Genomic DNA, 10,040 nt, shown 5'->3' on the forward strand with positions numbered 1-10,040 from the left:
TGCCTCCCTCAGAGAGAAACCTGTAGATGTCGCAATCACAAGTTTCCCTTGCAGGGCAGGCACTTCCGCTTATCTACACGCCGACGAACAGCACATCTTGACGATCACGGTGAATCACCCGGGCTAGGTGTCCATCTACAGAACGCCGCGTTACTGGCCAACTCCGTGTTCGGCATAAATGGGGCGGTGAAGGTCTTTTCCGGAGATAGCAGCTTGGACGCGGCGGATTAGGCGAGCCGGCCCGTAGGCGCTGAGGTCGTCGCGGCCGACGAAGCGCCATTCGGTGAGTTCACCGTCGGGGAACGTGATCCGCTGCTGGTCGTCGCTGCTGAGCGTACCCGCGTCGAAGATGAAGAGGATCTTGTCGCCTTCGTTAAGGGCTGGGGCCCAGTCGACGACGAGCATGGGGCCGACTTCGATGGCAAGGCTGAGTTCTTCGCGGACTTCGCGGATGCAGGCGGCCCGGGGTGACTCTCCGGGCTCGACGTAGCCGCCGGGGATGTCCCAGTGGTTCTTGTAGTCCGGCTTGACGAGTAGCACGCGGCCTTCGTCGTCGAAGAAGAGGGCGCCTGCGGCGACGCGTGGGGTTGCCATCGGTGGCATCTCGGATCCCGTCACACCGGGCAGCGTAGCCAGGCTTGATCAGTCGAGCACGTTGAGGCGGCGGGCGAGTCCGACCAGCTCGGCGGAGGGCTTGCCGCGTTGGCGGCGGATCCAGGTGAGGGCGAGTTGCCGGCTGAGGAGGTGGTGGCGTACCTGTTCGGGTGCCATCTGTTCGGCGTCGAGTAGGGCGGCTTGGGCTTCGTCGGCGCGGTTCCAGGAGTTGTAGGCGCGGGCGACTTCCAGGGCGTGGCGTACGCGGCGTTCCATGGGTAGGCCGGTGGTGTCGACGCGGGGACCGAGGTCGACGGCGACTTGGACGTCGCCGAGTTCGGCGGCGGTGGCGACGCGGTGGATGGCGACCTTGGTGGGGCCGAACGCGGTCCAGAGGTGGTTGCCGTCGGTGCCGAGTCGGGTGGCGGTCTCGTCTGCGGTGGCGAGGAATGTGCGGGTGGTGTTGGGGTCGTTGGCGCGGGCGGCGGCCATGGCGCCGGACAGGAACAGGGTGCCGTAGACGGACAGCAGCGCGGGTGCTGGTGTTGGTTGGCGTAGGTGGTCTTCGAGGTAGGCGGCGGCGTCCTCGGTGAGGCGTACGGCTTCGCGGTATCGGCCGGTGGAGTGCAGGGCGTGCCCGACTGATCGGAGTAGGGAGCCGGTGACGATCGGGTCGCCGGTTGGTCGTACGGCGGCAAGGCCGCGGTCGGCGGCGATCCAGGCGAGGTCGGTCTCGCCGAGTTTGGTGAGTTGGGTTGCGGCGAGTTGGTAGGTGAGTCCGTGGAGTCGGCGGGCCTGGTCCTGGTCGTCGCCGTCGAGTCCGTCGGCGGCGGCCTGGGCGCGGTGGAGCAGGTCGGGTAGGCGGCCGGTGACGTACCCGAATCGGGAGTCCTGGTAGGCGTTCCACAAGGCGGTCACGTCGCGCTTGAGGTCGACGATGCTGGGCGGCGGGGCTTGGCGGTCGCTGGGATGGCCGAAGGGGCTGATGACGCGGTAGTTCATCAGGGCGGCGCGTAGGGCGGGCACGGTGTCGGTGCCGCTGTCGGCGGTCCAGTCGAGCAGGGACGGTTCGGCGAGGAGGTCGCCGAGTGAGAGTCGAGGACGTCGGCGAGGCTCTTGATGACGGAGAGCCGGTCCATCTCGATGCGGTTGTTCTCGATCTTTCCGAGCCAGTCGGCGGTACGGCCGACCAGTCCGGCGAGGACTTCCTGAGATAGTCCGCGTCGGCGGCGGTACCAGGCGACGCGTTCGCCGATCGTGAGTGTGTTGGGCATGCCGCGCACGATGCCTCCCCTGGGCTTGGCGACCCCGGAATGATTTTCCGGGTTGTTGGCCCGGTTGTGCCACGACCTGTGTCAATGATCGAGCACAACCTGTTGACCGCTTGTCGTTCCTGCGTTGGCAATGGTTGGAAGTACATCACTCGGCGGTTGGCGCTGCGGTCGGTGGCGTCTTCGGGTAGGTCGTCGCGGCCGTTGGCGCGGCGATCGTGTCTGGACTGTGCGGGCCAGGGTCGGGTGTCGGTCTCGTGAGCTGGGCGTCGGGGTGGGTGCCGGCGCCAGGCTGCACGGTCGACGTGCGGCCGTCTGAATGCCCGTCCGCCTCGGCGCCCCTCCAACCCTCGGAAGGAATGGCGGGCTGATGCCGACATCGAGCGGCGTCCTGGTGCCGAAGCCGGGTGACGTGCTGTTGCTGAACGGGCGGGCGTCGGTGCAGTTCGCCGGGGATCGGGCGCTGGTGCTACGGGTGATCAACGTGTCGAAGCGTCCGACGTACCACGGTTGGTGCTGGCTGACCGGCTACGCCCTCGACCGGAACGGGCATGCGACCGACCGGCGGGAGGTCTTCGTGCAAATTGCCGGACTGCGCTCCGCCCCGCAGGTCGTGCGGCCGTCCCCGGCGGCCGGCCGCGTTGACGAGGGGGCGGGGTGTTTGACGTACGGGTCCAGCTCGGTGACGTGATCCGGATCGACGCCGCTGACCGGTTCCGCTCATCTGACGGGCCGGTGACGCTGTGGGTGACTGGTGTGCGCCTGGTGGCGAACCGGCCGGAGCAGGACGAGTGGGTCTGGCTGGAAGGCGTGAAGATCGGGCAGGATGGCCGGTCCTCTGATTGGGCGCGGATTTTGGTGCGGGGCTCGCTCTTGGCCGTGCCCCGGCAGCATCGACCGGGGTCGGCGCGGTGAGTGTCTACCTGTCCGCTGCTGCCCTGGAAGAGCTGCGGGCGGCGCAGTCCCGGCTTGACTCACATACGCCGTCCAGCGTGGATGAGACCTGCTCGGCTGCGGTGAGCCGGGTCCGTGCCCGGTGCGCCGGGCTGCGTTGCGGGTGTTCGGCCGCTACGGCTGCCTCCCCCGGCGTTGGCCGGGTGCGTCTCGTCCGGATCTGATCAACGCTCCGGCGTCGTGGTCGGGGTGGCTGCCGCGTCCTGGTGACTCGCCGCCAGCCAGCTGACCTCGGCTTGTGCCGTCATGCTGTCAGGCTTCACGGAAGGTCACGCCGGACGGCAGGTCCCGCGCTACTGGCACGCGAGTGGCACGTAAGATCAAAGAGAGCTAGATACAGAACAGTCCAGGCGAGGCGATTATGCCTCTGACCTGGGCTAAAGGCCGTTGGAGCGGGCGACGGGAATCGAACCCGCACCGTCAGTTTGGAAGACTGAAGCTCTGCCATTGAGCTACGCCCGCGCTCGCCCCGATCATCTCGGGACGCGACGCATAGCCTAACCGGTCGCCCCGCCCCGCCGACACCGGCATACCGCCGGCTGGCGCCACCCCACCCCACCCAGCCACCCGCCACCGGGCACCCGCCACCCCACCACCCGCCAGGCGGACGGGTCCGGGACGGCAAGCGCCGGCACCCCGCGTACACCTGGATCAAGCTGGATCGGGGCGACACGGCGGCCCGGCACGGAGACCGGGCGGGCGTGACCCCGACCGGACCGCATACACTCTTCACCGCCACGGGGTGTGGCGCAGCTTGGTAGCGCACTCGCTTTGGGAGCGAGGGGCCGTGGGTTCAAATCCCGCCACCCCGACTGTCGCCCGCGGCTGCGGGGGGAGCCTCGGCTGCGGGGTGAGCCTTGCCACCCCGCGCCGTCAGACGCCTCCGCCGGCTCGCCTACACTCGGTGGGCTGAATACCGGCCCAGAATAAAGATCGAGATCCGTCAAGGAGTACGCCTGTGAAGAGCACCGTCGAGACTCTGAGCCCGACGCGCGTGCGGCTCGCCATCGAGGTGCCGTTCGTCGAGCTCGAGCCGAGCCTCAAGAAGGCGTACCGGGAGATCGCCTCGCAGGTCAACGTCCCGGGTTTCCGGCGCGGCAAGGTGCCGGCGGCGGTGATCGACCAGCGGGTCGGCCGCGGCGCGGTGCTCAACGAGGCCGTCCAGGAGGCCATTCCGGAGAACATTCTCGCCGCGGTCCGCGAGCACGACGTCAAGACGCTGGGCCGGCCCGAGGTCGAGATTACCGAGTTCAACGACGGTGACGCGCTGAAGTTCACCGCCGAGGTCGATGTCCGCCCCGAGATTTCGCTGCCCGACCTCTCCACGGTCGAGGTGACCGTCGACGAGCTTCAGATCGACGAGGACGAGATCGAGGCCCAGGTCGCCAGTCTGCGGGAGCGGTTCGCCACGCTGAAGACGGTCGAGCGGGCCGCCCAGGAGGGCGACTACGTGCAGATCGACCTGGCGGCGACCGTCGACGGCGAGGAGGTGCCGGGCGGCTCGGCCACCAACATCTCGCACGAGGTCGGCAGCAAGCAGCTCCTGCCAGGGCTGGACGAGGTACTGGTCGGCCTCTCGGCCGGTGAGGCGACCAACTTCCAGACCCAGCTCGTCGGCGGCGATTTCGCCGGGCGGGACGCCGACGTCGCCGTGACGGTCCGCACCGTCAAGGAGAAGGAACTGCCGCCGCTCGACGACGATTTTGCCCAGCTCGCCAGCGAGTTTGACACCCTCGACGAGCTGCGGGGCGACATCCGCGAGCGGGTCAGCCGGTCGAAGAAGATCGAGCAGATCTACGCCGCTCGGGACCGCGCCTTGGAGCAGATCGTGGCGGCCGCCGACGTGCCGGCCCCGGAGGGGGTCGTGCGCGAGGAGGTCGAGCACCGCAAGCAGGCCATGGTCGACCAGCTGGAGCGGATCGGCGCCTCCCTGGAGGAATATCTCACCTCCGAGGAGAAGACCGAGGAGCAGATCGACGCCGAGCTGAAGGACGCGGCCACCGAGGGGGTCAAGATCCAGCTTCTGCTGGACACCCTGGCCGACGCCGAGCAGGTGCAGGTCTCCGACGACGAGTTCGGGCACGAGATCGTGCACCGGGCGCAGCGCGCCGGGATGGCTCCCCAGCAGTACTACGACCAGCTCGTCCGCTCCGGTGCGGCCGGCGCGGTCTTCGGCGACGTCCGGCGGGGCAAGGCCCTGGCCATGGTGATGGAGCGGATCAAGATCACTGACTCGGCCGGCAACCCGATCAGCATGGAAGAGCTGCGCGCCGCGAGTGGCGAGGAGCACGACCACGAGCACGACCACGAGCACTGAGCCGCGCGGGGTCGTGACCGCCGGGTCCGGACGCCACGCTCCGGGCCCGACCGGCCGAAACCCCATCGAGTACGCCCCGGGCGGTCAGCGCGCCGCCACCAGCCGTGCTGCGGCCAGCCGCGCTGCGGCCAGGGACCAACTGCGCTGTGAGCGAACAGTGCCCGGACCGGGACGTTACGACCCCGGTCAGCGGTTAATGTCGGGCGTAAGACGCACGGAGAGCGAAGGGCTGCCATGACTGGTTCAGACTTCTCAGCTATGCCCCTGCGGGTGACCGAAGCCCGCAGTGCGGACGCACTTGGTGGCAACCTCGACGACTCGGTCTACAACCGGCTGCTCAAGGAGCGGATCATCTTCCTTGGCAGCGAGGTGACCGACCAGGTCGCCAACCGCATCTGCGCACAGCTGCTGCTACTCGCCGCGGAGGACCCCGGCCGCGACATCAACCTGTGGATCAACTCGCCGGGTGGCTCGGTCTACTCCGGCATGGCGATCTACGACACGATGCAGTTCATCGACAACGACGTCTCCACGGTCGCGATGGGCATGGCCGCCTCGATGGGCCAGCTCCTGCTCTGCGCCGGCACCAAGGGCAAGCGCTACGCCCTGCCGCACGCGCGGATCATGATGCATCAGCCGTCCGGCGGCATGGGCGGGACGGCCTCCGACATCGCCATCCAGGCCGAGCAGATGCTCTACACCAAGCGGATGTTCCAGGAGCGGGTGGCCTTCCACACCGGCCAGGAGCAGGCCCAGATCGAGGCCGACTCGGACCGGGACCGCTGGTTCACCGCCACCGAGGCCAAGGACTACGGCTTCATCGACAAGGTGATCACCGGAGCCGCGCAGGTTCCGGAAGGCGCCGGGACCCTGAGCTGAGGAGCGGAAAGATGACCGACCCGACCCTGCTTGCCGGTGGCGGCTTCCAGCCCGTGCACAACCGGTACGTCCTGCCCTCCTTCGTCGAGCGCACCTCGTACGGCGTCAAGGAGTCGAACCCCTACAACAAGCTCTTCGAGGACCGGATCATCTTCCTCGGCGTGCAGGTGGACGACGCGTCGGCCAACGACGTGATGGCTCAGCTGCTGACGCTGGAGGGCACCGACCCGGACCGCGACATCATCATGTACATCAACTCGCCCGGTGGCTCGTTCACGGCCATGACGGCGATCTACGACACGATGCAGTACGTCCGGCCGGACATCCAGACCGTCTGCCTCGGGCAGGCGGCCAGCGCGGCCGCCGTACTCCTCGCCGCCGGTACGCCCGGCAAGCGCATGGCGCTGCCGAACTCCCGGATCATCATCCACCAGCCGGCCACCGAGGGCGGCTACGGGCAGGGCTCGGACATCGAGATCCAGGCCCGGGAGATCCTCCGGATGCGTACCCAGCTCGAGGAGATGCTTTCCCGACACTCCAACCAGCCGATTGAACGAGTCCGTCGTGATATCGACCGTGACAAGTTCATGACCGCGGAGGAGTCCCGTGAGTACGGTCTGGTCGACACGATCCTGACCAGCCGAAAGAAGGGCCTGCTCGCGGCGAACGCCTCGAGCTGATCATTCTGGTCAGAGGCCGGCCGTCCGGTTGTCCGGTGGCCGGCCTCTGACACACCCCGCTTTGGGGGTCGGAGAAACCCCGCGCAGCGGGTAACGTCGGTTCTGCACCGCCCATGGCCGGTCGGGACCGGCCGGTGAAGAAGACCGACGGGCGTACCGTCCGCAGGCCAGTGTCTCTGCTAGGACAGGCTGGCCGATGAGCGCAGGGAGAACGTAGGTGGCACGGATCGGCGACGGTGGCGACCTACTGAAGTGCTCCTTCTGCGGCAAGTCGCAGAAGCAGGTCAAGAAGCTCATCGCAGGCCCCGGGGTCTACATCTGCGACGAGTGCATCGACCTCTGCAACGAGATCATCGAGGAGGAGCTGGCCGAGTCCGGCGAGGTGAAGTGGGAAGAGCTTCCCAAGCCGATGGAGATCTGCCAGTTCCTCGACCAGTACGTCGTGGGCCAGGACCAGGCGAAGAAGGCCCTCGCGGTAGCGGTCTACAACCACTACAAGCGGATCCAGGCCGAGGGCGCCGGCGGGCCCGGTTCCGCCGACGGGGTGGAGCTGTCGAAGTCCAACATCCTGCTGATCGGTCCCACCGGGTGCGGAAAGACACACCTGGCCCAGACTCTCGCCCGGATGCTGAACGTGCCGTTCGCGATCGCCGACGCGACCGCGCTGACCGAGGCCGGCTACGTCGGCGAGGACGTCGAGAACATCCTGCTGAAGCTGATCCAGGCCGCCGACTACGACATCAAGCGGGCCGAGACCGGGATCATCTACATCGACGAGGTCGACAAGATCGCCCGCAAGTCGGAGAACCCGTCGATCACCAGGGACGTCTCCGGTGAGGGTGTGCAGCAGGCGCTGCTCAAGATCCTGGAAGGCACGGTGGCCAACGTGCCGCCGCAGGGTGGCCGGAAACACCCGCACCAGGAGTTCATTCAGATCGACACCACCAACGTGCTGTTCATCTGCGGTGGTGCCTTCGCCGGGCTGGACCAGATCATCGAGGCCCGTACCGGCCAGGGCGGGCTCGGCTTCGGTGCCCACCTCCGTTCGGTCTCCGAGCGCTCGACCGACGACATCTTCGGTCGGGTCATGCCGGAGGACATGCTCAAGTTCGGTCTGATTCCCGAGTTCATCGGCCGGCTCCCGGTGATCACCAACGTCCGGAGCCTCAACCGCGAGGCGCTGGTCAGGATCCTGACCGAGCCGCGCAACGCGCTCGTCCGGCAGTACCAGCGCCTCTTCGAGCTCGACGGTGTGGAGCTGGAGTTCGAGCCGGCGGCGTTGGAGGCGATCGCCGATCAGGCCATGCTGCGCGGCACAGGTGCCCGGGGCCTGCGCGCCATCCTCGAAGAGGTCCTGCTCTCGGTGATGTACGAGGTGCCCAGCAACCCGAATGCGGCCCGCGTCCTGATCACCCGGGGTGTGGTGCTGGAGAACGTCAACCCGACGATCGTTCCGCGCGAGTTCACCGGCCGCCGCGCCCGTCGCGAGCGCGAGGAGCGCTCGGCCTGACCGCCCCGCGCCCGCCCGGGTAAGCCTGGTCACCCGGAGACCACGGCCGTAGGCTCTCCGCATGCGCGTCGCAGTCTGCCAGCTCAACGCCCGCGACGACCGGAAGGCCAACCTGGCCGCCGCCGGCGAGCTGCTCGCCCGGGCCGCGGCCGCCGGAGCGGACCTGGCGATCCTTCCGGAGTACGTCGACTACCTCGGCCCGTCCCGTGGACTGCCGCCACCTGAGCCGGTCGACGGCGAGTTCGCCGCGTTCTTCGCCGAGCTGGCCCGGCGGCACGGGATGTGGGTGCATGCCGGTTCGTTCCACGAGACGGGGCCGGATCCGGAGCACACCTACAACACCTCGCTGATCTTCGACCGTTCCGGTGCGCTCGCCGCGACGTACCGCAAGATCCACCTCTACGACGTGGAGATCCCGGGGCGGGTCTCGTACCTCGAATCCAAGACCGTCGCCGCCGGTTCCGCGCCGGTCACCGTCACGGTCGACGGCGTACGCGTCGGCCTGTCGATCTGCTACGACCTGCGCTTTCCCGAGTTGTACCGGCAGTTGGCCGTCGGTGGGCAGGCTCAACTGCTGGTGGTGCCCGCCGCCTTCATGCTGCACACCGGCCGGGACCACTGGGAGGTCCTGTTGCGCGCCCGGGCGATCGAGAACCAGTGCTACGTGGCGGCGGCGGGACAGATCGGTGACCACGATCCAGGTCGCACCTGCTTCGGTCGCAGCATGGTGATCGACCCCTGGGGGACCGTACTCGGTCAGGCGCCGGACACGGTCGGGATCGTCGTCGCCGACCTCGACCTCGACCGGCTGCACGACATCCGAACCGAGCTGCCCAGCCTGGCCAACCGCCGCCTCTGACGGCACCCGTCACGTCATCAGGACGGCACCCGTCACGTCAGGACGGCGTCCGTCTCGTCGCGGCAGCGTGCGGTCACATCGGAACGGCGACCGACCGCGGCGGTCCGGCGACGCCGGAGGGAACAGGGATCGGCTATTGCAGCAGCATGCCGACGACGGCCAGGCCGATGATCGCGGTGGCCGTCACCAGCAGTCCGGTGGTCATCCGGGATCGGCCGCGACGCGCCAGCCGGTGTATCGAGGCGACCACGGCCAGCAGCACGAGACCGCCGATCACGAGCTGCCAGAACGGCAGCAGGAGCGCGGTGATGCTGTCCTGCGCGACGGTGATCTGTGTGGAGCTCGCGAACGCGGCCATGGTTGCCACTCTGACACGCTTGCCCAGGTATGACACGGACTAGCGCGGCACGGTCCGGTCACAGCGGTACAGGAAGGAGGAGTACGTCGATTTGCGCCCAGCGGTCCAGCGGCGTACCTTTCTCTCTGCACGCGACGCCCCGGACGACGAGGCCGGGCCGCGAGCACCTCGGTCTTCCGACGGCGGTCTCCCGAAGGGGTGCCTGCCCGACGGAGGCGGAGGCCGGGTGGTGCGCTCGACCGGAGATGTTTCAGGTTGAGAATGCGGGACCAACCGAGTAGAGTGTCTGAGGCCGGCAGGAGCCGGGCAGATGAGCCGCGAGTGGCCATCGGCCGGTCTGCGGGCTTCCCTCGACAGCAACGAGCACCGTTCTTCGGTGGGCGTCAGCACGAGGATTCTTCAGATTCGCAGATCGAGTCAGAAGTTGGGGCTTGACACTGCGGGCCTGGACGGGTAGGCTAGGCAAGTTGCCCCGAGGCCGTTCCCCGAGTTGGGGTTCGTGTTTTGGTGTGTGGTTGTTCTTTGAGAACTCAACAGGGTGCTTGATAAGCCAGTGCCAAGTTTTGTTTGGCAGCAAGTGTTTTTTGTTGCTGGGTTTGGATTTTCCGTTTGGTTTTT

The 10,040-nt window shown here is 67.8% G+C and carries 11 protein-coding genes and 2 tRNA genes; 8 read left to right on the forward strand and 5 right to left on the reverse strand.

Annotated elements, in window-relative coordinates; genetic code table 11:
• Window positions 1-150 precede the first annotated feature (150 nt).
• Genes ABNF97_RS33435 through ABNF97_RS33445 form a run of 3 tightly spaced genes read right to left on the reverse strand, consistent with a single transcriptional unit; the run spans window position 151 to window position 1,868 of the window.
• Window positions 151-618, reverse strand: coding sequence for an NUDIX domain-containing protein (locus ABNF97_RS33435; RefSeq protein ID WP_349341002.1), 468 nt, complete (start codon window positions 616-618; stop codon window positions 151-153).
• Window positions 619-642: 24 nt separating this feature from the next.
• Window positions 643-1,596, reverse strand: coding sequence for an XRE family transcriptional regulator (locus tag ABNF97_RS33440; RefSeq protein ID WP_349341003.1), 954 nt, complete (start codon window positions 1,594-1,596; stop codon window positions 643-645).
• Window positions 1,596-1,868 (reverse strand): helix-turn-helix domain-containing protein, encoded by a 273-nt coding sequence (locus ABNF97_RS33445; RefSeq protein ID WP_349341004.1) that lies wholly within the window; start codon window positions 1,866-1,868, stop codon window positions 1,596-1,598. Before ABNF97_RS33445 ends, ABNF97_RS33440 begins: the two co-directional genes overlap by 1 nt.
• Before the next feature lie 367 nt (window positions 1,869-2,235).
• Here ABNF97_RS33445 and ABNF97_RS33450 point away from each other — a divergent pair, with 367 nt between their 5' ends.
• On the forward strand, window positions 2,236-2,556 hold the full coding sequence (locus ABNF97_RS33450; RefSeq protein ID WP_349341005.1) for a hypothetical protein: 321 nt from the start codon (window positions 2,236-2,238) through the stop codon (window positions 2,554-2,556).
• Window positions 2,553-2,780, forward strand: coding sequence for a hypothetical protein (locus ABNF97_RS33455; RefSeq protein ID WP_349341006.1), 228 nt, complete (start codon window positions 2,553-2,555; stop codon window positions 2,778-2,780). Before ABNF97_RS33450 ends, ABNF97_RS33455 begins: the two co-directional genes overlap by 4 nt.
• Before the next feature lie 427 nt (window positions 2,781-3,207).
• Here the strand turns inward: ABNF97_RS33455 and ABNF97_RS33460 are convergent.
• Window positions 3,208-3,281, reverse strand: a tRNA-Gly gene (locus ABNF97_RS33460).
• A 276-nt stretch (window positions 3,282-3,557) separates the two neighbouring features.
• On the opposite strand from ABNF97_RS33460, the gene ABNF97_RS33465 reads away from it, so the two are divergent.
• From ABNF97_RS33465 to ABNF97_RS33490, 6 genes are all read left to right on the forward strand, one after another.
• A tRNA-Pro gene (locus ABNF97_RS33465) sits at window positions 3,558-3,631 on the forward strand.
• 146 nt (window positions 3,632-3,777) lie between these two features.
• On the forward strand, window positions 3,778-5,136 hold the full coding sequence (tig, locus tag ABNF97_RS33470; protein WP_130462448.1) for a trigger factor: 1,359 nt from the start codon (window positions 3,778-3,780) through the stop codon (window positions 5,134-5,136).
• A 258-nt stretch (window positions 5,137-5,394) separates the two neighbouring features.
• Window positions 5,395-6,015, forward strand: a complete 621-nt coding sequence (locus tag ABNF97_RS33475; protein WP_130462449.1) for an ATP-dependent Clp protease proteolytic subunit — start codon at window positions 5,395-5,397, stop codon at window positions 6,013-6,015.
• Between the two features lie 11 nt (window positions 6,016-6,026).
• Window positions 6,027-6,695, forward strand: a complete 669-nt coding sequence (locus ABNF97_RS33480; RefSeq protein WP_101367584.1) for an ATP-dependent Clp protease proteolytic subunit — start codon at window positions 6,027-6,029, stop codon at window positions 6,693-6,695.
• Between the two features lie 217 nt (window positions 6,696-6,912).
• The gene (clpX, locus tag ABNF97_RS33485) at window positions 6,913-8,205 is read left to right on the forward strand and encodes an ATP-dependent Clp protease ATP-binding subunit ClpX (RefSeq protein WP_130462450.1); all 1,293 of its coding nucleotides are present in this window, start codon (window positions 6,913-6,915) and stop codon (window positions 8,203-8,205) included.
• Window positions 8,206-8,266: 61 nt separating this feature from the next.
• Window positions 8,267-9,064 (forward strand): nitrilase-related carbon-nitrogen hydrolase, encoded by a 798-nt coding sequence (locus tag ABNF97_RS33490; RefSeq protein WP_130462451.1) that lies wholly within the window; start codon window positions 8,267-8,269, stop codon window positions 9,062-9,064.
• A 133-nt stretch (window positions 9,065-9,197) separates the two neighbouring features.
• Here the strand turns inward: ABNF97_RS33490 and ABNF97_RS33495 are convergent, their stop codons facing one another.
• Window positions 9,198-9,422, reverse strand: a complete 225-nt coding sequence (locus ABNF97_RS33495) for a hypothetical protein (RefSeq protein ID WP_130462452.1) — start codon at window positions 9,420-9,422, stop codon at window positions 9,198-9,200.
• Window positions 9,423-10,040: the final 618 nt, after the last annotated feature.

The sequence above is a fragment of the Plantactinospora sp. B6F1 genome (assembly GCF_040120695.1).
Lineage (GTDB): Bacteria > Actinomycetota > Actinomycetes > Mycobacteriales > Micromonosporaceae > Plantactinospora.

What these genes read in the sequence shown, in the direction of transcription:
- ABNF97_RS33440 (WP_349341003.1), bottom strand. Translation starts at nt 1,596, where the DNA reads ATGAACTACCGCGTCATCAGCCCCTTCGGCCATCCCAGCGACCGCCAA.
- ABNF97_RS33445 (WP_349341004.1), bottom strand. Translation starts at nt 1,868, where the DNA reads ATGCCCAACACACTCACGATCGGCGAACGCGTCGCCTGGTACCGCCGC.
- ABNF97_RS33450 (WP_349341005.1), top strand. Translation starts at nt 2,236, where the DNA reads ATGCCGACATCGAGCGGCGTCCTGGTGCCGAAGCCGGGTGACGTGCTG.
- ABNF97_RS33475 (WP_130462449.1), top strand. Translation starts at nt 5,395, where the DNA reads ATGCCCCTGCGGGTGACCGAAGCCCGCAGTGCGGACGCACTTGGTGGC.
- ABNF97_RS33480 (WP_101367584.1), top strand. Translation starts at nt 6,027, where the DNA reads ATGACCGACCCGACCCTGCTTGCCGGTGGCGGCTTCCAGCCCGTGCAC.
- ABNF97_RS33490 (WP_130462451.1), top strand. Translation starts at nt 8,267, where the DNA reads ATGCGCGTCGCAGTCTGCCAGCTCAACGCCCGCGACGACCGGAAGGCC.
- ABNF97_RS33495 (WP_130462452.1), bottom strand. Translation starts at nt 9,422, where the DNA reads ATGGCCGCGTTCGCGAGCTCCACACAGATCACCGTCGCGCAGGACAGC.